At 68.7% G+C, this 24,453-nt stretch carries 23 protein-coding genes and 1 riboswitch; of the genes, 19 read left to right on the top strand and 4 right to left on the bottom strand.

Going from position 1 to position 24,453, the window contains the following annotated elements:
* The 9 genes from AC3A6B_RS18280 to AC3A6B_RS18240 all read left to right on the top strand — a co-directional run bounded on the left by AC3A6B_RS18280 (position 1) and on the right by AC3A6B_RS18240 (position 8,906).
* A complete protein-coding gene (locus AC3A6B_RS18280) occupies positions 1-1,002 on the top strand; it encodes an ornithine cyclodeaminase family protein (RefSeq protein ID WP_487838083.1) in 1,002 nt (333 codons plus the stop codon).
* Between the two features lie 5 nt (positions 1,003-1,007).
* Positions 1,008-1,814 carry a phosphate/phosphite/phosphonate ABC transporter substrate-binding protein gene (locus AC3A6B_RS18275; RefSeq protein ID WP_487838082.1) on the top strand — a complete coding sequence of 269 codons (807 nt, stop codon included), beginning with the start codon at positions 1,008-1,010 and terminating at the stop codon, positions 1,812-1,814.
* A complete protein-coding gene (locus tag AC3A6B_RS18270; RefSeq protein WP_487838081.1) occupies positions 1,814-2,782 on the top strand; it encodes a Bug family tripartite tricarboxylate transporter substrate binding protein in 969 nt (322 codons plus the stop codon). The genes AC3A6B_RS18275 and AC3A6B_RS18270 overlap by 1 nt, the downstream gene beginning before the upstream one ends.
* 10 nt (positions 2,783-2,792) lie before the next feature.
* On the top strand, positions 2,793-3,398 hold the full coding sequence (locus AC3A6B_RS18265; protein WP_487838080.1) for a HutD/Ves family protein: 606 nt from the start codon (positions 2,793-2,795) through the stop codon (positions 3,396-3,398).
* A gap of 2 nt (positions 3,399-3,400) precedes the next feature.
* Entirely contained in the window at positions 3,401-4,639 is a 1,239-nt protein-coding gene (gene hutI / locus AC3A6B_RS18260; protein ID WP_487838079.1) for an imidazolonepropionase, read from the top strand.
* Positions 4,640-4,649: 10 nt separating this feature from the next.
* The gene (locus AC3A6B_RS18255) at positions 4,650-6,038 is read left to right on the top strand and encodes a formimidoylglutamate deiminase (RefSeq protein WP_487838078.1); all 1,389 of its coding nucleotides are present in this window, start codon (positions 4,650-4,652) and stop codon (positions 6,036-6,038) included.
* Entirely contained in the window at positions 6,035-6,853 is an 819-nt protein-coding gene (gene hutG, locus AC3A6B_RS18250) for an N-formylglutamate deformylase (RefSeq protein WP_487838077.1), read from the top strand. The genes AC3A6B_RS18255 and hutG overlap by 4 nt, the downstream gene beginning before the upstream one ends.
* A gap of 44 nt (positions 6,854-6,897) precedes the next feature.
* On the top strand, positions 6,898-7,944 hold the full coding sequence (locus AC3A6B_RS18245) for a homocysteine S-methyltransferase family protein (RefSeq protein ID WP_487838076.1): 1,047 nt from the start codon (positions 6,898-6,900) through the stop codon (positions 7,942-7,944).
* A 116-nt stretch (positions 7,945-8,060) separates the two neighbouring features.
* Positions 8,061-8,906 (top strand): SH3 domain-containing protein, encoded by an 846-nt coding sequence (locus AC3A6B_RS18240; protein ID WP_487838075.1) that lies wholly within the window; start codon positions 8,061-8,063, stop codon positions 8,904-8,906.
* 4 nt (positions 8,907-8,910) lie between these two features.
* Here AC3A6B_RS18240 and AC3A6B_RS18235 read toward each other — a convergent pair whose 3' ends face one another.
* Positions 8,911-9,801 (bottom strand): LysR family transcriptional regulator, encoded by an 891-nt coding sequence (locus tag AC3A6B_RS18235; protein WP_487838074.1) that lies wholly within the window; start codon positions 9,799-9,801, stop codon positions 8,911-8,913.
* A 97-nt stretch (positions 9,802-9,898) separates the two neighbouring features.
* Between AC3A6B_RS18235 and AC3A6B_RS18230 the strand changes: the two genes are divergently transcribed.
* The 6 genes from AC3A6B_RS18230 (at position 9,899) to AC3A6B_RS18205 (ending at position 17,572) form a co-directional block, all read left to right on the top strand.
* Entirely contained in the window at positions 9,899-10,336 is a 438-nt protein-coding gene (locus AC3A6B_RS18230; protein ID WP_487838073.1) for a PACE efflux transporter, read from the top strand.
* A 10-nt stretch (positions 10,337-10,346) separates the two neighbouring features.
* Positions 10,347-10,425: riboswitch (S-adenosyl-L-homocysteine riboswitch) on the top strand.
* A 21-nt stretch (positions 10,426-10,446) separates the two neighbouring features.
* Entirely contained in the window at positions 10,447-13,197 is a 2,751-nt protein-coding gene (gene metH / locus AC3A6B_RS18225; protein WP_487838072.1) for a methionine synthase, read from the top strand.
* Positions 13,197-14,984 carry an ArnT family glycosyltransferase gene (locus AC3A6B_RS18220; RefSeq protein ID WP_487838071.1) on the top strand — a complete coding sequence of 596 codons (1,788 nt, stop codon included), beginning with the start codon at positions 13,197-13,199 and terminating at the stop codon, positions 14,982-14,984. Before metH ends, AC3A6B_RS18220 begins: the two co-directional genes overlap by 1 nt.
* Positions 14,968-15,963 (top strand): glycosyltransferase family 2 protein, encoded by a 996-nt coding sequence (locus AC3A6B_RS18215; protein WP_487838070.1) that lies wholly within the window; start codon positions 14,968-14,970, stop codon positions 15,961-15,963. The genes AC3A6B_RS18220 and AC3A6B_RS18215 overlap by 17 nt, the downstream gene beginning before the upstream one ends.
* Positions 15,960-16,358 (top strand): GtrA family protein, encoded by a 399-nt coding sequence (locus AC3A6B_RS18210; protein ID WP_487838069.1) that lies wholly within the window; start codon positions 15,960-15,962, stop codon positions 16,356-16,358. The genes AC3A6B_RS18215 and AC3A6B_RS18210 overlap by 4 nt, the downstream gene beginning before the upstream one ends.
* Positions 16,359-16,537: 179 nt before the next feature.
* Positions 16,538-17,572, top strand: a complete 1,035-nt coding sequence (locus AC3A6B_RS18205; RefSeq protein ID WP_487838068.1) for a L,D-transpeptidase family protein — start codon at positions 16,538-16,540, stop codon at positions 17,570-17,572.
* Positions 17,573-17,584: 12 nt separating this feature from the next.
* Here the strand turns inward: AC3A6B_RS18205 and AC3A6B_RS18200 are convergent, their stop codons facing one another.
* The 3 genes from AC3A6B_RS18200 to AC3A6B_RS18190 all read right to left on the bottom strand — a co-directional run bounded on the left by AC3A6B_RS18200 (position 17,585) and on the right by AC3A6B_RS18190 (position 20,375).
* On the bottom strand, positions 17,585-18,787 hold the full coding sequence (locus AC3A6B_RS18200) for an amidohydrolase family protein (RefSeq protein ID WP_487838067.1): 1,203 nt from the start codon (positions 18,785-18,787) through the stop codon (positions 17,585-17,587).
* The gene (locus AC3A6B_RS18195; RefSeq protein WP_487838066.1) at positions 18,733-19,500 is read right to left on the bottom strand and encodes a TetR/AcrR family transcriptional regulator; all 768 of its coding nucleotides are present in this window, start codon (positions 19,498-19,500) and stop codon (positions 18,733-18,735) included. Before AC3A6B_RS18195 ends, AC3A6B_RS18200 begins: the two co-directional genes overlap by 55 nt.
* Positions 19,501-19,601: 101 nt before the next feature.
* A complete protein-coding gene (locus tag AC3A6B_RS18190; RefSeq protein WP_487838065.1) occupies positions 19,602-20,375 on the bottom strand; it encodes a ferredoxin--NADP reductase in 774 nt (257 codons plus the stop codon).
* Positions 20,376-20,599: 224 nt separating this feature from the next.
* Between AC3A6B_RS18190 and AC3A6B_RS18185 the strand changes: the two genes are divergently transcribed.
* Genes AC3A6B_RS18185 through AC3A6B_RS18170 form a run of 4 tightly spaced genes read left to right on the top strand, consistent with a single transcriptional unit; the run spans position 20,600 to position 24,430 of the window.
* Positions 20,600-22,207: a 6-hydroxynicotinate reductase gene (locus AC3A6B_RS18185; RefSeq protein ID WP_487838064.1), complete on the top strand. Its 1,608-nt coding sequence runs from the start codon at positions 20,600-20,602 to the stop codon at positions 22,205-22,207.
* A 12-nt stretch (positions 22,208-22,219) separates the two neighbouring features.
* A complete protein-coding gene (locus tag AC3A6B_RS18180) occupies positions 22,220-23,140 on the top strand; it encodes a UPF0280 family protein (RefSeq protein ID WP_487838063.1) in 921 nt (306 codons plus the stop codon).
* Between the two features lie 21 nt (positions 23,141-23,161).
* Complete coding sequence (locus AC3A6B_RS18175) at positions 23,162-23,806, top strand: amino acid synthesis family protein (protein WP_487838062.1); 645 nt, start codon at positions 23,162-23,164, stop codon at positions 23,804-23,806.
* A 39-nt stretch (positions 23,807-23,845) separates the two neighbouring features.
* Complete coding sequence (locus AC3A6B_RS18170; RefSeq protein ID WP_487838061.1) at positions 23,846-24,430, top strand: amino acid synthesis family protein; 585 nt, start codon at positions 23,846-23,848, stop codon at positions 24,428-24,430.
* Positions 24,431-24,453: the final 23 nt, after the last annotated feature.

Raw genomic sequence — 24,453 nt, 5'->3', positions numbered from 1 at the left:
ATGTCCGAGATCTACCTGCACTACCTGAACCATCTCGACGTCCAGGCGCTGGCGATGACCGACGCCGAGATCGTCGCCGCGGTGGAAGAGGGCTTGCTGGCCCAGGGCCGCGGCCAGACCACCATCGAGCCGCGCATGCACCTCGTGCCCGAGAAGGACTACCCGGGCCACTTCAACGTGCTGCGCGGCTACATCCGGCCGCTCGGCGTGGCGGGCGTGAAGGTGGTGGGCGACTTCTATCGCAACTACGAGAAGGGCCTGCCCTCGGAGCTCGCGCTGCTCAACCTCTTCGACCCGAAGACCGGCGTGCCGGTGGCCATCATCGATGCCTCCGACATCACCGACATGCGCACCGGCGCGATCACCGCCATCGGCGCCAAGCACCTGGCGCGCAAGGATTCGAAGATCCTCGGCCACATCGGCGCGCGCGGCACCTCGTACTGGAACGTGCGCCTCCTGCATTCGATCTTCCACTTCGACGAGATCCGCGTGCATTCGCGCCGGCCCGAGAGCCGCGATGCCTTCGCGGCCCGCCTGGAACGGGACCTCGGCATGAAGATCACCGTCACCGAAGACTGGGAGTCCTGCGTGCGCGGCGCCGACATCGTGGTCGAGGCCTCGCGCCTCGAGAAGCCCGCGCCGATGCTTAAGACCGAGTGGATCAAGAAGGGCGCCTGCGTGATTCCCTACGGCACCATGAGCGCGGTCGAGCTCTCGCTGACCGACATCATGGACAAGATGGTGATGGACGACTGGGGCCAGGCCAAGGCCGGCCCCTTCGGCGCGCTGCGCGCGCACGTGGACAGCGGCAAGCTGTCCGAGAAGACGCTGCATGCCGAGCTCGGCCAGATCGTGGCCGGCCTCAAATCCGGTCGCGAGAGCGAGGACGAGACCAATCTCTTCTGGCACCGCGGCCTGTCGCTGTCGGACATCGCGCTCGGCGCGGCCATGCTCGCGAAGGCGAAGACCATGGGCCTCGGGCAGCAGCTGCGCTTTCGCTGAGATCGATGACGCCGGTCGCCAACGCGCGCATGTACTCGGCCACCGCCTCGGCGCGTGCCGACTGGAAAGCGCTGCTGGCGTGGGTGCTCGCGCACGCCGGGCTTGATTGGGAGGTGATCGACTACGACGCCCCGGCCCCGCTCTCCGCACTGTGGGCGCGCGACGACCTGGGCCTCGCGATGATGTGCGGCCTGCCGTTCTCGCAGCGCGCGCCGCGGCCCACGTTGATCGCGGCGGCGATCCCGTCGCCGGCGCGCTACGCGGGCCGGCCGATCTACTTCACCGACATCGTGGTGCGCGCCGATTCGAAGTACGAACGGCTCGAGGACACCTTCGGCGCCGTGGCGGGCTACACGCTGGCCGACTCGATGTCGGGCGGCGTCGCGTTTCGCAACCATCTCGCGCCGTACCGCGCCACGCACGGCCCTCGGCTCTACGCCCGCGCCGTGGGAAATCTCATCCACGCGCGCGGCGTCATCGAAGCCCTGGCCGCGGGCCGCATCGACGTCGGACCGCTCGACAGCTACTACCACGACCTGCTGCGCCGCAATGAACCGGCGCTGGCGCAACAGGTGCGCATCGTCGCCAGCACCGAGGCGATGCCGATCCCGCCGCTGGTCGCGACGGCGGCGCTCTCGCCCGACGAGCTCGCGCGCCTGCGCGATGCTTTGCAAGCCGCAGCCAAGACACCCGAGCTTGCAGCCGTCACGGAACGCTTGCTGCTTGCAGGCTTCGCCGTGCCCGATCCCGCAGACTACGAAGTCCTCGCGGCGATCGCCCAACGTGACATTCCACCCTTCGAGGAACTCTGATGATGATCAAGCGCCGTCTCGCCCTCCTCTTGCCGCTGCTGCTCGCCATGCCGTTGGGCGCGCAAGCTCAGAGTTATCCCGCCAAGCCGGTCCACCTGATCGTGCCCTTCGCGCCGGGCGGTCCGGCCGACGTGGTGGCCCGCGTGCTCGGACAGGAGCTCACCGAGATCATGGGCCAGCCCTTCGTGGTCGAGAACAAGGTCGGCGCCGCCGGCAACATCGGCGTCGACCTGATCGCCAAGGCCGCGCCCGACGGCTACGTGCTGGGCATCGTGCCGGTCGGCAACATCGCGGTGAATCCGAGCCTCTTTCCTTCGCTGCCGTACAAGGCCTCGGAGCTGCAGCCGGTCGCGATGCTCGCGACGGTGGAGAACGTGCTGGTCGTGAATGCCGCCGTGCCGGCGAAGTCGGTGAAGGAGCTGCTGGCGCTCGCGAAGCAGAAGCCCGGCAGCTTGAGCTTCGCATCGCCAGGCGCCGGCAGCCAGGCCCATCTGGCCGGCGAGCTGATGGCGCTCGATGCCGATGTGCAGCTGATCCACGTCCCCTACAAGGGCATCGGGCCGGCGCTGAACGACGTGGTGGGCGGGCAGGTGACGATGATGTTCGGTTCGATGTCGGCCGTGCTGCCGCACGTCAAGTCCGGCAAGCTGCGCGCGCTCGGCGTCGCCAGCCTCAAGCGCTCGGCCGCGATGCCCGAGCTGCCGACCATCGCCGAGCAGGGCCTGCCCGGCTTCGAGGCGGTGTCGTGGTACGCGTTGATGGCGCCGGCTGCGACGCCCAAGGCCGTCGTCGATCGCCTCAACGCCGAAAGCGCGCGCGTGCTGGCCAAGCCCGAGATGAAGGAGAAGTTCGGCGTGCTCGGCCTCGAGCCCGGCAGCGGCAAGCCGCAGGACATCGTTGCGACGATCCAGACCGAAACCGCGCGCTGGGCCGACGTGATCAAGAAGAAGAACATCAAGCCCGAGTGAGCGCGACGCAATGAGCCTGCACGCCTTCGACACCGCCGCCTTGCCCGTCACGCCGTGGAAGAACGGCGGCGGCAGCACGCGCGAGATCGCCTGCTGGCCGCCCGGCGCGGGGCTGGGGCGTTTCGAGTGGCGCCTGTCCATCGCCACCATTGCCGCGAGCGGTCCGTTCTCGGTGTTCCCGGGCGTCGACCGCACGATCATGCTGCTGGCCGGCGACGGCGTGCAGCTGCGCTCGGCCGATGGTGCGATCGACCACCGCCTTGCGACCCTGCACCGCCCCTTTGCCTTCAGCGGCGATGTGCCGCTGGCCTGCTCGCTGCTGGGCGGTGCGTCGAGCGACTTCAACGCGATGGTGCGCCGCGGGCGCTGGCATGCGAAGCTCCAGGTGCTGGAAAGCGCGGCGCTGCTGGACAGCGCGACCCACGGCATGCTGCTCGCGCTGCGCGGACAGTGGGAGCTCGACGGCGTGTCGACCATCGATTGCGCCGAGGGCGAAGGCCTGTGGTGGGCCGATGCGCCGCATGCGTGGCATGCCAGGCCCGACGGCGCCGATGCGCGGCTCCTGGCCGTTCGCTTCGATCCATGCCACGGCCGCACGGACAACCCGGAGACCTGAGAATGACATCGCCCGCTGCCTCCCTTGCGTCCGCCGACGGGTTGTGGACCGACCTGTTTCTTGCGCCCGGCGCCTTGCGCTATGCAGACTTGCCCGAGGGCACGCAGGCTGCCGTCGTGGTCGAGCAGGGCATGATCCGATGGATCGGCGCCGCGGCCTCGTTGCCGGCGGAGTGCGCAGGATTGCCGCGGCACGAGGGCGCCGGCGCACTCGTCACGCCCGGCCTGGTCGATTGCCACACGCATCTGGTCTATGGCGGCCAGCGCGCCAACGAGTTCGCGATGCGGCTCGCGGGCGCCAGCTACGAGGACGTGGCGAAGGCCGGCGGCGGCATCGTGTCGTCGGTGCGCGCCACGCGCGAGGCCGACGAAGACATGCTCTATGCCCAGGCCGCGCCGCGGCTCGAGCAGCTCTTGGCCGACGGCGTGTGCGCGATCGAGATCAAGTCCGGCTACGGCCTCTCGCTCGAGCACGAACGCAAGCAACTGCGCGTGGCGCGGCGGCTGGGCGAGGACTATGGCGTCACCGTGCGCACCACCTTCCTCGGCGCCCATGCGCTGCCGCCCGAATACGCGGGGCGCAGCGGCGACTACATCGAGCTCGTCTGCAACCAGATGATGCCGGCGCTCGCGGCCGAAGGGCTGGTCGATGCCGTCGACGTGTTCTGCGAGCGCATCGCCTTCTCGCTCGCCGAGACCGAGCGCGTGTTCCAGGCCGCGCAGGCGCTCGGCCTGCCGGTCAAGCTGCACGCCGAGCAGCTCTCCGACATGGGCGGCGCGGCGCTCGCGGCGCGCTACGGCGCGCTCTCGTGCGACCACGTCGAGCATCTCTCGGCCGAAGGCATCGCTGCGATGCGCGATGCCGGCACGGTCGCCGTGCTGCTGCCCGGCGCCTACTACACGCTGCGCGACACCCACCTGCCGCCGATCGAGGCGCTGCGCGCGGCGGGCGTGCCCATGGCCGTTTCCACCGACCACAACCCCGGCACCTCGCCGGCGCTGAGCCTGCTCCTGATGATGAACATGGCCTGCACGCTGTTCCGCCTCACCGTGCCCGAGGCGCTGGCCGGCGTGACGGTGCATGCCGCGCGCGCGCTGGGCCTGCAGGAAACGCACGGTGCGATCGCCGTCGGCGCGCCGGCCAACTTCGTGCTGTGGGACGCCCGCGACGTGGCGGAACTGGCTTACTGGTTCGGCCGGCGCGCCGCCAGGCGCATCGTGCGGCAGGGACGCATTGCATAGAAAAAGCCCGATGAGCAAGAAGACTCTTTTCGCCAAGGACGCGCTGCTGCCCGCCGGCTGGCGCCGCAACGTGCTGCTGAGTTGGGACGATGCGGGCCGGCTCACGCAGGTGCAGCCCGATGCCGTGGCGCCGCGGGACGTGCCCGTGTCCGCGGGCCCCCTGATCTCCGGCATGCCCAACCTGCACTCGCACGCCTTCCAGCGCGCCTTCGGCGGGCTCACCGAATTCCGCGGCGCGGCGCAAGACAGCTTTTGGAGCTGGCGCACGCTGATGTACCGCTTCGCCGCACAGATCTCGCCCGCGCAGGTGGAAGCCATCGCGACTTGGCTCTACATCGAGATGCTCGAGGCCGGCTTCACCTCGGTCTGCGAATTCCACTACCTGCACCACGACGTCGACGGCCGGCCCTATGCCGACGATGCCGAGCTGGCACTCGCGCTGCTGCGCGCCGCCGCGCGCGCGGGCATCGGCCTCACGCTGCTGCCGGTGCTCTACCAGGCCAGCGGCTTCGGCGGCCTGCCGCCGAACGAAGGCCAGCGCCGCTTCATCCGTGCGACCGATTCGATGCTGCGCCTGCTCGAGCGCCTGCGCCCGCTGTGCGAGGCGCAGGGCGCGCGGCTCGGCCTGGCGCCGCACTCGCTGCGCGCGGTGCCGCCCGAGGGCCTGCGCGAGGCGCTGGCAGGCCTGGACGCGATCGATGCCACCGCGCCCGTCCACATCCACATCGCCGAGCAGACCGCCGAGGTGGATGCCTGCCTGGCCTGGAGCGGCCAGCGCCCGGTCGCCTGGCTGCTGGACCATGCCGAGGTCGACGCGCGCTGGTGCCTGGTGCATGCCACGCACATGGATGCGGACGAATACCGGCGCGCGGCCGCGAGCGGCGCGGTCGCGGGCCTGTGCCCGACCACCGAGGCCAACCTGGGCGACGGCATCTTCGATTTCGGCGCCTGGCGCGCGGCCGGCGGCCGCTGGGGCGTGGGTTCCGACAGTCATGCCTGCGTCAACGCGGCCGAGGAATTGATGATGCTCGAATACGGCCAGCGGCTGGCCACCCGCCAGCGCAATGTCGGCGCCGATGCAGCGCAGCTTTCGGTGGCAAGCGCGATGACGCTGGCGGCCGTGCAGGGCGGGGCGCAGGCATCGGGCCGCGCAGTCTCCGGCATGGCGCCCGGCCAGCAGGCCGACTTCATGGCGCTCGACGCTCAGCATCCGTCGCTGGCCGGCCTGCCCGCCGCCGAGATGCTCTCGGCCCATGTGTTCGCCAGCCATCGCACCAGCGCCGTCGACACGGTATGGGTCGCGGGCCGGCCGCGCGTCGCGGCCGGGCGCCATCCTCTTCATTCCGAAGCCGCCGCGGCCTTCGTCGCCGCGCGCTCCCAACTGCTCAGGACACCATGACCTTCGAAACCACCGAGCCCGCTTTCCGTTTCCGCCAGGGCACGCGCCCCTTGCTGATCTCGATGCCGCATGTCGGCAGGCATGTGCCTGCCGCGCTGGCGGCGTGCTTCACCGACGAGGCGCGCCGCGTTCCCGACACCGACTGGCACCTCGAACGCCTCTACGACTTCGCCGACGAGCTCGGCGCCTCTGTGCTAGTCGCCACGCATTCGCGCTACGTGGTCGACCTGAACCGCCCGCCGGACAACCAGAACCTCTATCCGGGCCAGGACACCACGGGCCTGTGCCCGGTCGACACCTTCGACAAGACCCCGATCTACGCCGCCGGCGACCTGCCCGGCGAAGCCGAGATCGCAGCGCGCGTCGATGCCGTCTGGCGGCCCTACCACCGGCAGCTGCAGGCCGAGCTCGACCGCCTGAAGGCCGTCCACGGCACCATCGCGCTGTGGGATGCGCATTCGATCCGCTCGGTGCTGCCGCGCTTCTTCGAGGGCCGGCTGACCGACCTCAACCTCGGGACCGCCAACGGCGCGAGCTGCGATCCGGCGCTGGCTGCCACGCTGCTCGGCATCGCGACCTCGAACCCGGCCTACACCGGCGTGCTCAACGGGCGCTTCAAGGGCGGCCATATCACGCGCCAGTACGGCAACCCGGCGGCCGGCGTGCATGCCGTGCAGCTGGAGATGACGCAGGCCAGCTACATGCAGGAGACGCTGCCCTTCGACTACCTGCCCGAGGTCGCGGCCGGCGTGCAGCCGCAGGTGCGGCGCATGCTGGAAGCGGTGCTCGACTTCGTCGAGAAGAAGCAGCGATAACCGGCCGCGCGCCGGGCCATGGCGCGCTTTCTACAATCCGGGGCATGAAGCCCCTCGTCTACACCCGCGCCCGGCAACTGCCCGGCATCCTGGCCGAACGCATCGCCATCCTCGACGGCGCGATGGGCACGATGATCCAGCGCTTCAAGCTCAGCGAGGCGCAGTACCGCGGCGAGCGTTTCAAGGACTTCCCGCGCGACGTCAAGGGCAACAACGAGCTGCTCTCGCTGACCCGCCCCGACGTGATCCGCGACATCCACGAGGGCTACCTGGCCGCCGGCGCCGACCTGATCGAGACCAACACCTTCGGCGCCACCCGCATCGCGCAGGAGGACTACAAGATGGCCGAGCTGGCGCGCGAGATGAACTTCGAATCGGCCCGCATCGCGCGCGCCGCCTGCGACAAATTCAGCACGCCCGACAAACCGCGCTTCGTGGCCGGCGCCCTGGGCCCGACGCCCAAGACCGCCAGTATCAGCCCCGACGTGAACGATCCCGGCGCGCGCAACGTGAGCTTCGAGGAGCTGCGCGCGTCCTACTACGAGCAGGTCGAGGCGCTGGTCGAAGGCGGCGCCGACGTGCTGCTGGTCGAAACCATCTTCGACACCCTCAACGCCAAGGCCGCGCTGTTCGCGATCGACGAGTACTTCGAGACGAGCGGCGAGCGCCTGCCGCTCATCATCAGCGGCACCGTGACCGATGCCTCCGGCCGCATCCTGAGCGGCCAGACCGTGACCGCCTTCTGGCACAGCGTGCGCCATGCACGGCCGCTGGCCATCGGCCTCAACTGCGCGCTGGGCGCTGCGCTGATGCGGCCCTACATCCAGGAGCTGGCGCGCGTGGCCGACGACACCTTCATCAGCTGCTACCCCAACGCCGGGCTGCCCAACCCAATGAGCGAAACCGGCTTCGACGAAACGCCCGAGGTCACCTCGCGTCTCCTGCACGAGTTCGCCGCCGACGGGCTGGTCAACATCGTCGGCGGCTGCTGCGGCACCACGCCCGACCACATCGCCGCCATCGGGCGATCGGTGGCACCGCTGGCTGGCCGCGCGCTGCATCGCGCGGCGGCCTACCCCGAAGCCGCCTGAAGTAAAGACGCACCCGGGCGGTGCACGCTTTAGCGCGGCTGGCCGTTGCTGAGGGTAGGCCGTGGCTGATTGACAACATGTCGAGCGCGCGTAGCCTGAGCGCAAAGGAACATTCCATGAACAAGCTCGTCCAGCGATGGATCGGCATCGGCACCATCGCCCTGGTTCTGCCGGTCGCCGCGGCGGCGCAGGAGGCTTTCGCCCGCGGCACGGTCAATCTGCGTGCCGGCCCCTCGGGCGATTACCCGCTGGTGGCGCGCCTGGGCCACGGCCAGCCTTTCGAAGTGCTCGGCTGCACCAGCGGCTATGCGTGGTGCGACGTGGTCCTGCCCGACGGCGTGCGCGGCTGGGTCTATGCCGCCAACATCGACTACGCCTACGACGATGACCGGCGCGTGCCCTTGGCCACCTATGGCGCCATCATCGGCGTGCCGATCGTCGGTTTCACGATCGGCAACTACTGGAGCAACCACTACCGCGACCGCCCCTGGTACGGCGAGCGGCGCTGGTGGGGCGGCCACCATCCGCCGCCGCCCGTGGCCGGCTGGCGGCCGGTGCCGGCTCCGCGGCCGGACTGGCGGCCCAATCCGTGGCGCGACCCCGGCTACGCGCATCCGGGACCGGGCTTCCGTCCGCAGCCGCAGCCGGGCTGGCGGCCTTCGCCAGGGCAGCATCCACCGCCGGATCACGGTGTCCGGCCGCCGCGCCCCGACCGCGGTTTCCGACCGCCGGAGCACGCCGGCCCGCCGAACGTGCATCCGGGCCGTTCGCGGGACGTGCATCCGGGGCGTCCGCCGGACGTGCATCCGGGGCGTCCGCCGGCCATGAATTCCGGCCAGCCGGGCGCTCGTCCGCCGGTTGCGTTGCCGGGCGCTGATCTGCGGCAACGACAGCTGGACCGGATCAACCGCGCGCCGCCCGGCACGACGCCGGGGGACAGCAGGCCAAGCGGCGGCCTGTAGCGCTCTAGGGCTTCTTCTTGCGCGCGATCAGCGCGACGAAGCGCTGCGCGCCCAGCCCCAGCGGGCGTTCGCGCGACCACACCACGTCGACCCACAGGTCGAGCCCGTTCGACAGGTTCTCGAACGGGATCTCCACCAGCGCGCCGGCCGCCACGTGCGGGCGGGCGAAGTTGCGCGGCAGCCAGCCCCAGCCCAGGCCGGCGGTGATCAGGCTCAGCGCGGCCAAGGCGTTGTCGGTGCGCCAGACATGCCGCGCGAACACGAAGCGCGGGTCGCTGGTGGCGAGATCGCGCCCGGCCACCACGATCTGGCGCGTCGTCGTCAAGTGCTCCTCGCGCAGCCGGCCGCCGGCCGCGGCCAGCACCGGATGGTCGGGCGCCATCACGGCCACCATGGTGTCGCTGGCCACTTCCTGAAAGCCTTCGCGGCCGTCGAGGCTGGGCCGCTCGAAGACCAGCGCCAGCTGCGCGCGGCCGCTGTGCAGCAGCGCCAGCGCATCGGCCTGCGGCGCCGCCAGCACCTCCACTTCCAGCAGCGGGTACTCCTGCGCCAGCGCGGCCAGTGGCGCGCTCCAAGGCGCGGCCAGCAGCTCGGGCGCGATCGCGAGCGTGAGCCGGTGCTCCAGGCCCTGGGTCAGCGCCAGCGCCTGCACCTGCAGTTGCTTGAGCTGCGCCGCGAGCAGCCGCGCCTGCGGCTCCAGCGAACGCGCCGCGGCCGTCGGCTGGGGCTCGCGGCCGCTGCGGTCGAAAAGCGGCAGGTCCAGCTCGGCTTCGAGATTTGCGATCGCCATGCTCACCGCCGAGGGCACGCGGCCGAGCGCCCGCGCGGCGGCCGAAAAGGAGCCGTGGTCGAGCACGGCCAGGAACACGTGCACGTTGTCGCTGGAGAAACTCATGGCAACGATCTTTCAATAATTCTGAAAGATGATCACTTTTTATATCAGAGGAGCGCACATAAAGTAGGGGGCAAACCAATCCAAACAGGAAGATTTCATGCAAGGGCTCAAGCGCCGCGTCGTCTACATCACGCTCTACGAAGGTCTCGCCATCGTCGCGGCCAGCGCCGGGCTGGCGCTGATGTCGGGGCAGGGCATGGGCCACTCGGGCGTGGTGGCGGTCATCGCCTCGGTCATCGCGATCCTCTGGAACCTCGCTTTCAACACCCTGTTCGAGCGCTGGGAGTCGCGCCAGGCCGTGCGCGGCCGCAGCCTGCGCCGCCGCGTCGCCCACGCGATCGGCTTCGAGGGTGGCCTGGTCGCCTTCCTGGTGCCTATCTTCGCCTGGTGGATGGAGGTGAGCCTGTGGCAGGCGCTGGTGATGGACCTGGGCCTGGTGGTGTTCTTCCTGGTCTACACCTTCGTCTTCAACTGGGCCTTCGACCTGCTGTTCGGCCTGCCCGCATCGGCGGCCGGGGCCGCCCAGCCGGCGTAAAATCCGCGGCTCCCAAGGAGCGTTGCAGCGCGGCACCTTCCACTGAAGAGTCCGCGTCAGGCTTGGGCTCGCAACGACGCTCGCCTGACCCCCGTTCCGCAGGTGAGCCCATGTCCTCCGATCCCTCTTCCGCCCTCGTTCCCCCGATGAAGCTGTCCGGCCTCGAGCCGGTGCAGATCGGCGCGGGCACGCTCTTCGTCAACATCGGCGAGCGCACCAACGTCACCGGCTCCAAGGCCTTCGCCCGCATGATCCTGAACGGCCAGTTCGAGGAAGCGCTGGCGGTGGCGCGCCAGCAGGTCGAGAACGGCGCGCAGGTGATCGACATCAACATGGACGAGGCCATGCTCGACAGCAAGGCCGCGATGGTGCGCTTCCTGAACCTGATCGCCAGCGAGCCCGACATCGCGCGCGTGCCGATCATGATCGACAGCTCCAAGTGGGAGGTGATCGAGGCCGGCCTGCGCTGCATCCAAGGCAAGGGCATCGTCAATTCGATCAGCATGAAGGAGGGCGAGGCCCAGTTCAAGCACCACGCGACGCTGCTGCGCCGCTACGGCGCGGCCGCGGTGGTGATGGCTTTCGACGAGCAGGGCCAGGCCGATACCTACGAACGCAAGATCGAGATCTGCGAGCGCGCGTACCGCATCCTGGTCGACGAGATCGGCTTCCCGGCCGAGGACATCATCTTCGACCCCAACATCTTCGCGATCGCCACCGGCATCGAGGAGCACAACAACTACGCGGTCGACTTCATCAACGCCACGCGCTGGATCAAGGAGAACCTGCCCGGCGCCAAGGTGTCGGGCGGCGTCTCGAACGTGAGCTTCAGCTTCCGCGGCAACGACCCGGTGCGCGAAGCGATCCACACCGTGTTCCTCTACCACGCGATCCAGGCCGGCATGGACATGGGCATCGTCAACGCCGGCATGGTCGGCGTCTACGACGACCTCGAGCCGGAGCTGCGCGAGCGCGTGGAAGACGTGGTGCTGAACCGCCGCTCCGACGCCGGCGAACGCCTGGTCGAAGTGGCCGAAACCGCCAAGAGCGGTGCCAAGGACGAGAGCAAGAAGCTCGAGTGGCGCGGCACGCCCGAGCATCCGGTGCACGTGAACCAGCGGCTCTCGCATGCGATGGTGCACGGCATCACCGACTTCATCGTCGAAGACACCGAAGAGGCCTACCAGCAGATCCTGGCCAAGGGCGGCCGGCCGCTGCACGTGATCGAGGGGCCGCTGATGGACGGCATGAACATCGTCGGCGACCTGTTCGGCCAGGGCAAGATGTTCCTGCCGCAGGTGGTGAAGTCGGCGCGCGTGATGAAATCGGCCGTGGCCCACCTCATTCCCTACATCGAGGAAGAGAAGCGCCAGGACGAGGCCGCGGGCCGCGACGTGCGCACCAAGGGCAAGATCATCATCGCCACCGTCAAGGGCGACGTGCACGACATCGGCAAGAACATCGTGACCGTCGTGCTCCAGTGCAACAACTTCGAGGTGGTGAACATGGGCGTGATGGTCCCGTGCCACGAGATCCTGGCGCGCGCCAAGGTCGAGGGCGCGGACATCGTGGGCCTGTCGGGCCTCATCACGCCCAGCCTCGAGGAGATGCAGTACGTCGCCGGCGAGATGCAGAAGGACGAGCATTTCCGCATCAAGAAGATCCCGCTCTTGATCGGCGGCGCCACCACAAGCCGCGTGCACACGGCGGTGAAGATCGCGCCGCACTACGAAGGGCCGGTGGTCTACGTGCCCGACGCCTCGCGCAGCGTAAGCGTGGCACAGTCGCTCCTGTCCGACCAGGCGGCCGCCTACATCGACGAGATCAACGCCGACTACGACAAGGTGCGGCACCAGCACGCCAACAAGAAGCAGACGCCGCTGTGGCCGCTCGCGAAGGCGCGCGCCAACAAGACGCCGATCGCCTGGGCGAACTACCTGCCGCCGGTGCCGAAGTTCCTCGGCCGGCGCGTGTTCCGGAACTTCGACCTCACCGAGCTGGCGAAGTACATCGACTGGGGCCCGTTCTTCCAGACCTGGGACCTCGCGGGCGCGTTCCCGGCGATCCTGAAGGACGAGGTGGTCGGCACCGAGGCCGTGCGCGTGTATGCCGACGGCCAGCGCATGCTCAAGCGCCTGATCGAAGGGCGCTGGCTCACTGCCAGCGGCGTGATCGGCTTCTGGCCCGCCAATACCGAGAACGACGACGACATCGTGCTCTACACCGACGAGTCGCGCACCGAGGCGGCGCTCACCTGGTGGGGCCTGCGCCAGCAGACCGAGAAGCAGGAAATCGAAGGCGTCATGCGCCCGAGCCGCTGCCTGGCCGACTTCGTCGCGGCGCGCGAGAGCGGCCTGAAGGACTATGTCGGCATGTTCGCCGTCACCGCCGGCCTGGGCGTCGAGAAGAAGGAGAAGTACTTCGTCGACGATCTCGACGACTACTCGGCCATCATGCTCAAGGCGCTGGCCGACCGGCTGGCCGAGGCTTTCGCCGAGGCGCTGCACCACCGCGTGCGCACCGATCTCTGGGGCTACGCGCCCGACGAGGGCTTGAGCAACGAGGACATGATCGGCGAGAAGTACCGCGGCATCCGGCCCGCGCCCGGCTACCCGGCCTGTCCCGACCACAGCGTGAAGCGGCCGATGTTCGACCTTCTGAACTGCGCGGACATCGGCATGACCCTGACCGAGAGCCTCGCCATGATGCCCGCCGCCAGCGTCAGCGGCTTCTACCTGAGCCATCCCGAGTCGACGTATTTCAATGTCGGCAAGATCGGGCACGACCAGTTGCAGGACCAGGCGGCGCGACGCAAGCAAAGCGAAGCGGATCTCGAGAGGCTGCTGGCACCCAATCTCTGATGATTCAGAAACTGATCTTTGCTGCCGCGCATTACGCGGCGCTGGCGATCTTTGTTGCCGGCTGCTGGGGCTTCGGCCGGGCGATCCTGTCGCGCATGGGTTCGCCGGTGCGCCACGACGTCTGGCTCGAGACCGCGATGGCCACCGCGCTCGGCGTCGGGGTCTTCATCTGCGCGTTCCAGCTGCTCGGCATCGCGGGCGTGATCAACACCGCCAGCGTGCTGCTGCTGGTCGCGATCGGCTTCGCGGCGGCGTGCGTGCAATTCCCGGCGTGGGGGCGGGAAGTGCGCGCCTTCGACCCCGGGCTGCCCCTGTCATGGGTCGACAAGGCGGGCCTGGTCGCGCTGGCGCTGGTCGCGCTGCCGACGCTGCTGGCGCCGCTGGCGCCGCCGGCCGCCTTCGACGAGCTGATGTACCACCTGCCGTATGCGCGCGAGGTGGCGCAAAGCGGCTCTCTCGGTATCCATGAGTGGCTGCGCTATCCCTGGTTTCCGTACAACTACAACCTGCTCTATGCCGCCGCGCTCCTGGTCGGCGACGACGTGCTGGCGCATTTCCTGAACGCGCTGGCCGGCTGGCTGTCGGTGTGGATGGTCTACCGCTTGGGCGTGCTGCACCTGAACCGCGTGCTGGGCTGCGCGGGCGCCGCCATCTGGCTCGGCATGGGCGACTATTCGAACGCCCTGATCGACACGGGCGTCGCGCTGTTCGTGCTGGCGGCCTGCACCGCCCTGTGGTGGTGGCGCGAATCGCTGCCGGAGCAGGGCCCGCGCTGGCTGGCGCTGGCGGCCTTCTTCCTCGGCCTCGCGGCGGGCTCCAAGTACCAGGCGCTGACCTTCCTGCCGCTGGTGGCCTGGTTCGTGATCCGCCGCGAACGGCGCCCGGGCGTCTGGGCCGTCGCGCTGCTGTGCTTCCTCCTTCCCTGCATCTACTGGTACGCGCGCAACGCCGTGATGACGGGCGATCCCTTCAATCCCATCGGCGCCAAGCTGTTCGGCTTCAGCAACTGGAACCTGGCCGACTACAAGAACCAGATCGACGACGTGCGCATCCATGCCGCCTTTCCCAGCCTCCTGATCTGGCCCGTGGTGCTCGCGCCTCTCAGCAAGGCCTGGCGGCGCTCGCCGGCCGTGCACGCGGCAATCATCTTCTGCGCCTATTCGGTGCTCGTCTGGGCGCTGACCTCGCGCTATCCGCGCTACCTGACGGCCTCATTCCCGCTGATCGCGCTGATCGCGGTGCTGGGCTGGCAGGTGCTGCTCGGCTGGATCGTGGCGGGGCTGCGCTGGCTGATGCCGGCGGCCGGCCGCGTGGGCTGGCCGGTGCGCGCGGGCAGTCTCTTCGTCGTTGTCTTTCTTGCGGCGCTCGCGGCGGTGTCGGTCCGGCATACCGCGCGCGCGCTCACCAAGGTGTCGCCGACGCCCGAGACGCGGGAGGCCTTCCTGCGCGCCAACGTGCCCGGCTATGCCGTCATGAACTACCTGCGCGAGCACGCCACTGGCCGCGTCTACCAGATCGCGCTGAGCGAGGCGATCTACTACGGGCCCAACCCGATCTGGGGCGACGCGCTGGGACCGTGGCGCTACACGGACTTTCTTCCTCTTCCCCCGGCCGAGATGGCGCACAAGCTCGCGAAACTGGGCTTCGAGGCCATCGTCATGCCCTACACGATGGTGCCGCAGATCACGACCAAGCCTGGTTTCGACGATCATTTCGCCTTGATGTACGAGAAAGACGGCGCCAAGGCCTATCGCATCCTGCAATACAAGAATGACCGAGCACCCTGATCCGCGCCCCGTCCCGCTGCCCGTACCGCCTGCACTGACCGCACTGCGGATTGCTGCCGTGATCCCGTGCTTCAACGAGGCACTGGCCATCGCGCAGGTGGTGGACGAGTTCCGCGCGGTCCTGCCCGAGGCCGAAGTCCATGTGTTCGACAACGCCTCGACCGACGACACCGCGGCCGTCGCCCGCGCCGCCGGCGCGCGCGTGACGCACGTGGCGCTGCGCGGCAAGGGCAACGTGGCGCGGCGCATGTTCGCGGACGTCGAGGCCGACATCTACGTGATGGTCGACGGTGATGCCACCTACGACCTCGGCGAGCTGCGCCGCCTGATCGACACGCTGGTCGACGGCAACCTCGACATGGTGGTCGGCTCGCGCGTCGACGACGGCGAGGACGCGCACACGTACCGAACGGGGCACCGCTTCGGCAACCGCCTGCTGACCGGCGCGGTGGCGGGGCTCTTCGGCGGCCATCTCACCGACATGCTCTCAGGCCTGCGCGTGTTCTCGCGGCGCTACGCCAAGTCCTTTCCGGCCGTCTCGGAGGGCTTCGAGATCGAGACCGAGCTCACGGTCCATGCGCTGGAATTGCGCATGCCCTTCGCCGAGCTGCCGGTGCGCTACCGCTCGCGCCCGGAAGGTTCGCACAGCAAGCTCTCGACCTACCGCGACGGCTGGCGCATCCTCAAGACCATCTGCAAGCTGTTCGTGAGCGAGCGGCCGCTGCTCTTCTTCTCGGGCATCGCGACCGTGCTGGCGCTGGCCTCGATCGCGGCGGCCGTGCCGCTGGCCATCACCTACGCGCAGACCGGGCTGGTGCCACGGCTGCCCACCGCGGTGCTGCTGACCGGCACCATGCTGAGCGCGATGCTGGCCTTCGTCTGCGGCGTGGTGCTGCATACCGTGACCATCGGGCGGCAGGAGGCCAAGCGCTTGCGCTACCTTTCGATCCCGGGCGTGCGCCATCGCGGCCGCGCATGAAGGCGGGCCGCGAATTCCTGTTCTTCGCGATCGCCGGCGTCGCCGGCCTCGGGGTCGATGTGGGCGTGCTGTATCTCGCGGCGCCCTGGCTCGGCTGGTACTTCGCGCGCGTGCTGTCCTTCGTGGCGGCCGCGACCGCGACCTGGGCCCTGAACCGGCGCTACGCCTTCGCGACCCGGCATTCGGGCGTCTCGATGCTGCGCGAGTACCTCGGCTATCTGCTGACCATGCTGGGCGGCGCTTTCGTCAACTACGGCGTCTACGTGCTGGTGCTGCACACCTTCACCGGCCCCTGGGCGCCAGCGGCCGGCGTCGCGCTCGGCAGCGTGGCGGGACTGGTGCTCAACTTCCTCTCGGCGCGGCACCTGATATTCAAGTCGAGGCGCGAGCGGTGAGGGCTGCTGTCGCTTATCACGGTCACAACGAGTAGCACGGCATCGCGCGACCGGGCAGCGCCGCGCGCGACTTGGGCGGGCTGGGTTGTGGACGGCGCCCATACGGGGCGCACGCTGACAGTGACTGCCTGCGGTGCGGATACGCTGCTGCTTCCATCTGCTCACGCAGGCATCGCTCGATGACCTCTCCTCGCCGCAAGTTCCTGCTGATTGCGGGGGCACTCGCTGCATCCGGTGCATCGTGGGCAGCCTGCGCTGCCAAGACATCGGCCGCGGCCAGGACCGGCCCCTTCGATGCGCAGGAATCCAGGGCATTGGACCGGCTCAATGGGGCGACTGCGACGCCGGTGCTTTCCCGGGGCGCCAGAGGCGCCGCGGTGGTTCGTGCCCAGATCCTGCTTGACCGCGCATGGTTCTCGCCCGGCGAGATCGACGGCGGCTTTGGTGCCAACATGCGGCGGGTGGTGGCCGCGTACCAGACGGCGAGCGGCATCGCTCGCACCGGCAAGGTGGACGCCGCCACCTGGGCGGCCCTCAGAAACGACACCGCGCCTTTGTTCGCCGCATACGTCATCACCGAGAGGGATGCTGCCGGGCCTTTCACGGCGACGCCGAAGGACATGGCCGACAGGGCAAAGCTGAAATCGCTCGACTACGAATCCGTCGAGGAAGCGTTGGCGGAAAAGCATCACATGGCGCCGAAGCTGCTGGCGGACCTGAACAAGGGCGCGCGCTTCAGGGCCGGCGATGAGATCGTGATTGTCAACGTGGCCGGCGCCGCGGATCCAGCGGTTGTGAAAGCCGCGGCGTCGATCGAGATCGACAAGTCCGAGCACATGCTCTTCGTGCTCGACCGCGACGGCAGGTCGCTGGCCGGCTTCCCGATCAGCATCGGCGGGCGGCTTGATCCCTTGGAACTCGGCAGGATGAGGATCACCAACGAAGTGAAGAATCCGACCTTCACCTACGACCCCGGGCTCCTCAAGAAGGCGCCAGCGAAGGCGAAGAAGGTCGAAGTGCCGCCCGGTCCCAACAATCCGGTGGGCAGCATCTGGATTGGACTTTCGAAACCGCACTGGGGCATTCACGGAACGCCGTCTCCCGCGCGCGTCGGGCACCAGGAAACCAATGGCTGCATTCACCTGACCAACTGGAATGCGGCGCGATTGTCGACACTGGTCAAGACCGGATTTGCTGTGGAGGTAAAGCCATAGCGGCCGTGGCGGTCAGTGCAGCACCCCCGACACCACCACCGGAATCTCGGTCGCCGGCGGCGTGTTGCGGCTGCGGCCGCAGCGCACGATGCCGTCGATCATCACCATGCCGACGCCCGGGATGTCGCCCAGCTGCACGCTCTCGAGCAGCGTCTTGCCGGCCGTGTGCTGCGCGCGGTCCATGAACACGAAGTCCGCCGCGCGGCCGACCTCGATCAGCCCGCAATTGAGCTTGCGGATGCGCGCCGTGTTGCCGGTCGCGAAGCAGAACACCAGCTCGGCCGGGATGTTCGCGATCGAGGACAGCATCGCCACCATGCGCAGGATGCCCAGCGGCTGCACGCCGGAGCCGGCCGGCCCGTCGGTGCCGAGGATCACGCGGTGCGGGCACTTCAGATCGAGCGCCGCCTTGGCCGCCGCGATGGCGACGCGCTCGTTGCCGTTGTGCACGATCTCGATCGCGCGCGAGGACTTCTCGCACAGCTCGCACACGTGCGCCTCGGGCAGCGAGGTGTGGCCGCCGTTGATGTGGCCGATGATGTCGGCATCGGCCTCGAGCACCACGTCCTTGTCGATCAGGCCCGAGCCGGGGATGGAGGGCCCGCCGGTGTGGATGGTGCTCTGGATGCCGTACTTGCGCGCCCAGGCCACCATCTCCTTGGCCTCGTAGCCCGCCTTCACCGAGCCCAGGCCCACCTCGCCCAGGAGGCCCACGCCGGCCTCGGCCAGTTCCTTGAAGTCGCTCTCGACCATGCCCTTCTCGAGCACCGGCGCGCCGGCCAGCACCTTGACGCCGCCGGGGCGGAAGTTGTCGAAGGCGCGCTGCGCGGTGATGGCCAGCGCTTTCACGCCCACGATGTCCTTGGGCCGGCCGGGCAGGTGCACTTCGCCGGCGGAAATCATGGTGGTCACGCCGCCGTTCATCGTCGAATCGATCCAGCCGAGCTGGCTCTGGCGCGGCGTCCAGTCGCCGAACACCGGGTGGACGTGGCTGTCGATCAGGCCGGGCGCGACGCAGGTCTTCTTCGCGTCGATCACGGTCTGCGCGCCTTCGAGATCGCAGTCCTTCTCCTTGCCGACCGCGACGATCAGCCCGTCGTTCACGACGATGGTGTCGGCCTCCAGGATAGGCTTGTCGATGTCGCCCGACAGCAGCAGGCCTATGTTCCGGATGACGACCTTGCCCGACTTTGCGCCGGTTGCGACTTCTGCCATTTGTTTGCCTCGTGGGGTGGGGTGGTTGTCTCTTCCTCGGAAGCGCCCGCATCGACCGTGCGCAGCACCGTCTCGATCACGAAGTCTTCCCAGTGCGCGACCGCCTCCGGCGTTTCCAGCGGCTCGCCCAGGAAGGCGGTCAGCGTGTGGCGATTCGATGTGTAGAAGTAGCCGGTGGAGGCGATCAGCAGGTAGAGATCGCGCGCCGCCACGTCGTCGCGGAACAGCCCCTGCGCGACGCCGCTCTCGAGCAGCTTCTGGATGATCGCGATGGCGCGCGACGAATACTCGCGCGCGCGCAGCGACTTCGCCACGTGCCGGCCCTTGTGCAGGTTCTCGGTGTTGAGCAGGGTGACGAACTCGGGGTTCTTGCGGTAGTAGCCGAGCACGAAGCGGATCACCGCCGTCAGTGCCTCGACCGGCCGCGAGGCGTCGAGGTCGATCGCGGCCTCGGCTTCGTCCATGCGACGGTAGATGCCTTCGAGCACCGCGATGAAGAGGCCTTCCTTGCTGCCGAAGTAGTAATAGATCATGCGGTCGTACGACTTGGCGGCCTTCGAGATCTTCTCGACGCTGCCGCCGTCGTAGCCGTACTTCGCGAACACCTTGGTGGCCGCGCGCAGGATGCTCTCGCGCGTGGCCTGCGCGGCGGCCTCGCGCACGCCGGTGCGGCGCGTGGCCGGCTTGGGCAGGATCGCCTTGCGCGTGGCCATGGCTCAGTAGCGGCCGCCGCCGGGCCGCCCCAAGGCGAGCCGCGCCGCCCCCCCGGGGGGTGGAGTTACACGAGCGAAGCTCGCGAAAAGCCGGGGGGCTGTCATTTCTCGGCGAAGGCGCGTTCGACGACGAAATCGCCGGGGGTCGACGTATTGCCTTCCTTGAAACCTCTTGCTTCGAGGATGTGCTTCAGGTCGACCAGGAGCCCCGGGCTGCCGCACAGCATCACGCGGTCTTCCGCGGCATTGAGCGGCGGCAGGCCCAGGTCGTCGGTCAGCTTGTTGGTCTCGATCAGCTCGGTGATCCGGCCCATGTTGCGGAACTCCTCGCGCGTCACGGTCGGGTAGTAGAGCAGCTGCTTCTCGATCATCTCGCCCAAAAACTCGTGCTTCGGCAGGTGGTCGGTCACCAGGTCGTGGTAGGCCAGCTCGTCGACCTGTCGCACGCCGTGCACCAGGATGACCTGCTCGAACTTCTCGTAGGTGTCCGGGTCCCGGATGATGCTCATGAAGGGTGCGAGGCCGGTGCCGGTGCCGAACAGGTAGAGGCGCTTGCCGGGCAGCGTGTAGTCGATCAGGAGCGTGCCGGTGGGCTTGCGGCCCACGATGATGTTGTCGCCGACCTGGATGTGCTGCAGCTTCGAGGTGAGCGGGCCTTCCTCGACCTTGATGCTGAGGAATTCCAGGTGTTCTTCGTAGTTGGGGCTCACGATGCTGTAGGCGCGCAGCAAGGGCTTGTTGTTGACCTTGAGGCCGATCATCGTGAAGTGGCCGTTGGAGAAGCGCAGCGCCGGGTCGCGCGTGGTGGTGAAGGTGAACAGGCGGTCGGTCCAGTGGTGGACGCTCAACACGCGTTCTTCGCTGAATGCACTCATAGGAATCAGGGATGGTTATGAATGAAAAGGGAACCTGCCGATTGTCGGCGACGCCGCGAAAACACCATTGCCAGCGTCGATTCTGTTTGCTACATTGGCCTTCAATGTAGTGAATGCAACATGAAGGTGTAGGGAATACTACACAAACAGTGAGCCCAATACAAGCCGGTTTCCGGCGCGGTTGTTGCAGATCCGATCGGCCCTGATTTAAAGAGTAGCCCCCGATGACCGAACACACCAAGACAGACGGATTGCCCGGCATGGACATGCCGGTATTGCCCGAGGCCGGCGGCCGCTCGCCCCTGCGCAACGAGCGCATGAGCGCCAGCAAGGTCGAGTGCAACGCCTGCCCGGTGCTGTGCCAGATCTCCGAGGGGCGCACCGGCGCCTGCGACCGCTATGCCAACCGCGAGGGCGTGCTGGTGCGCGTCGATCCGGTGCTGCTCCTGCGGCGCGAACTGGCGAGCGAATCGCCCGTGCTGGTGCCTTTCGCACGCCCGGCGGCCGAACAGGCGAGCGCCGAGGCGGACCCGGACTGGAAGGGCGATCTCCTCCATGCCGACGAGGTCTTTGTCACCGGCGTGGGCTCCTCCACCACCTACCCCGACTACAAGCCCGCTCCCTTCATCGTGGCTTCCAAAGCCCAGGGCGTCGACATGGTCACGGTCGTGACCGAGGGCATCTTCAGCTACTGCAGCTTCAAGGTGAAGATCGACACCGACCGCTTCCTCGGCGCCGAGCAGGCCAACGTGCGTTATCGCGGCGAGGTGGTGGGCCACGTCACCACGGCCGAGTACGGCTCGCAGATGCTCTCGCTCGGCGGCGTGCACCACCTCACCGGGGGCAGCAAGAAGGAAGGCCGCATGACGGTCGAGCTGATGCAGCTGCTGGGCAACAAGAAGCCGGTCGAATGCGTGATCGACGGCGGCGCCAGCATGGTGATCCAGGCCGGCCGCGCGCCCATCGTCAATGGCGTGGAGGAAAAGCGCATGCGCGTGGGCTGCGGCTCGGCGGCCGTCGGCATCTTCGCGCGCCAGCTCTTCAGCCAGGCTGACGAGGTGGTGGTGGTCGACGACCACATCACCGGCGTGCTGACCGAGCACCAGGCCGGCCGCTGCCTCGACATGCCGCCCTCGGGCATTCAGATGCGCGGGCGCAAGTCCACGCCCGGGCGCTACTTCCAGGTGGCTAATCCCGGCAACGGCTGGGGCGGCACCGACATCGACGATCCGCTGTCGATCATCGAGGGCTGGGAAGAGGGTGTGGCCAAGCCGGGCCTGCGTCTCCTGATGACTTCCACCACCGGGGAGCACGCGCAGTGGTACGTGCTCGACGAGCAGCTTCGGCCGGTCGAGCAGGAGATGCCGGCCGAAGTGCGCCGCGTCGTCGAGCGCATCGGCGAGAACTGCGAGCCCTCGCTGTGCAGCGTGCTCTTCCTCGGTGGCGCCGGCGGGTCCTTGCGCGCCGGCGTCACCGAGAACCCGGTGCTGCTCACGCGCGCCATCAAGCGCGCGCTGGTCAACGTGACCTGCGGCGGCGCACCGGCCTATGTGTGGCCCGGCGGCGGCATCACGGTGATGGCCGACGTCCTGCGCATGCCCGACAACAGCTTCGGCACCGTGCCCACGCCCGCGATCGTCGCGCCCATCGAGTTCAGCATGCGGCGCGAGGACTACGCTGCACTCGGCGGCCACATGGAGCATGTGTTCTCGCTCGAACAGGCGCTGGCGCGCGGCGCCTGGCAGAACGACGGCGCGCCGCTGGCGCGCCAATGGCTTCGCATGGACGATGCGAATCCCTGGCCCCTGGGCCAACCGCCGATGCTCGGCTAAGGACTTCATTCCATGACCGCCCAACGCACCGCGCTCGACGGCGGCCGCTGGCATCTCAACCACGGCCCGATCGACATCGTGGCCGAGGCGCATGGCGACCCGGTCGAGGTGGCCGTCGCGCACGAGCTCGCATGGCGGCGCTTCGGCGGCGTGCTCGAAGAGCTGGTGGCCGAATTGCCCCTGCTGCGCCAGCCCGTGGGCGCCGACTGCGCGCTGCAAGGCCCGATTGCGCAACGCATGTGGCAGGCCTGCGCCCCGTTCAGTGCCGGCTTCATCACGCCGATGGCCGCCGTGGCCGGTGCCGTGGCGCAGGAACTCATCGCCTGCTACGGGCGCCCCGGCATCGAGCGCGCGTGGATCAACAACGGCGGCGACATCGCGCTGCATCTGGCGCCCGGCCATTCGGCGCGCGTCGGCCTGTTCGCCGATCTCGCGCGCTTCGACCTGCGCGACGGCGGCCCGATCGCGACCGACGGCCAGTTCGAGATCGGCGCCGAGATGCCGGTGCGCGGCGTCGCCACCAGCGGCTGGCGCGGCCGCAGCTTCTCGCTCGGCATCGCCGACAGCGTGACCGTGCTCGCGGCCACCGCGGCCGAAGCCGATGCCGCGGCCACCGTGATCGCCAACGCGGTCGATGTCGCCGACCCGGGCATTCGCCGCCTGCCGGCCAGCGCCTGCAAGGACGACAGCGATCTGGGCGACATCCCGGTGACGACCGAGGTGGAGCCGCTGGCGCCCGCGCAGGTGCGCCGCGCACTGGATGCGGGCGCGGTCCGCGCGGCCGAGCTGCAGCGCATGGGCCTGGTGTGGTCGGTCGTGCTGGTTTGTCAGGGGCAATGGGCGATGGTCGAGCCCTTAAGCTTGCATGCGTCGGGTGGCTCGGCCATTGCGGGCCAGCCCCGCGCCGCTGCAGTTGGTTCAGTATTTGCTTAACGAAAAGCAGGGCTTCCTTTCATGATCGATATACGTCGCGTTTTCACCCATGTCGAGCACATCCACCACGAGTTCGGACCGCGCGCCGCAACGCCGCTGGTGCGCGGCGCCATCGGCGCGGTGCTGACCAATCCCTTCGCGGGCCGCTACGAGCCCGACATCCTGCCGATGATGGCGTTGCTCGACCCGGTCGGCGTCGACATGGCGCACAAGCTGCACGCCGCGATGGGTGTACCGCTCGAGCAGATCGCGACCTACGGCAAGGGCGCCATCGTCGGCGCCGCCGGCGAGCTGGAGCATGGCGCGCTGTGGCACGTGCCCGGCGGCTATGCGATGCGCGAGCTGCTCGGCTGGAAGGGCGACCGTGCCGCCTACCGCTCGGGCACGGTCGACGAGAAGAAGACCGGCCAGCCCGGCAACGCGCTCTCGATCGTGCCTTCCACCAAGAAGGTTGGGCCGCCCGGCGCGGCACTCGACGTGCCGCTTACCAACATCAATGCCAGCTACGTGCGCGGCCAGTTCGATGCGATCGAGGTGCGCGTGCCCGGCGCGCCGCTGTCCGACGAGATCGTGTTCATCCTCGCGATGAGCACCGGCTACCGCGTACACGAACGCGTGGGCGGCCTGCGGGCAGAAAACATCGCCAAGTGGGATGGCCTGCGCTGAAGCGCACGATCCCTGATCCAGAGACAAGGAAAGAAAACCATGAGCGCCAACATCCGCAAGCTCGTCGTCCAGGTCGACGAAACCCGCAAGGAAATGGGCCAGGCCATCGAGCCGCCCACGCGCCGCGCCGTCGCCATCGCGGTGATCGAGAACCCCTATGCGGGCCGCTACAGCGAATCGCTCGACGAGCTGATCGCCATCGGCGAAGAACTGGGCGCGCTGCTCGGCCAGAAGGCCGTGGCCGCGCTGGGCATCGAGCCCGGCCGTGCGCAAAGCTACGGCAAGGCCGCGATCGTCGGCGAGGCCGGCGAGCTCGAGCATGCTGCGGCCATCCTGCATCCCAAGCTCGGCGCGCCGCTGCGCGTGGCGGTGGAAAAGGGCGCGGCGCTGGTGCCCTCGGCCAAGAAGCGCGGAACCCTCGGCACCGCCATCGACGTGCCGCTGGGCCACAAGGACGCGGCCTTCGTGCGCAGCCATTTCGACGCCGTCGAGGCCCGCGTGTCGGATGCGCCGCGCGCCGACGAGATCGTGGTGGCCGTGGCGGTCACCGACAGCGGCCGTCCGCTGCCGCGCATCGGCGGCCTGCAGGCCTCAGAAATCAAGGGCGAAGACGGCCTGCGCTGAGTCTTCCCTCCGTTTTGCGTTTC

The sequence above is a fragment of the Variovorax sp. Soil_C_33 genome, assembly GCF_057656935.1.
Note: the sequence above shows the minus strand (reverse complement) of the source record. Positions and strands in the feature narration are given on the sequence as shown.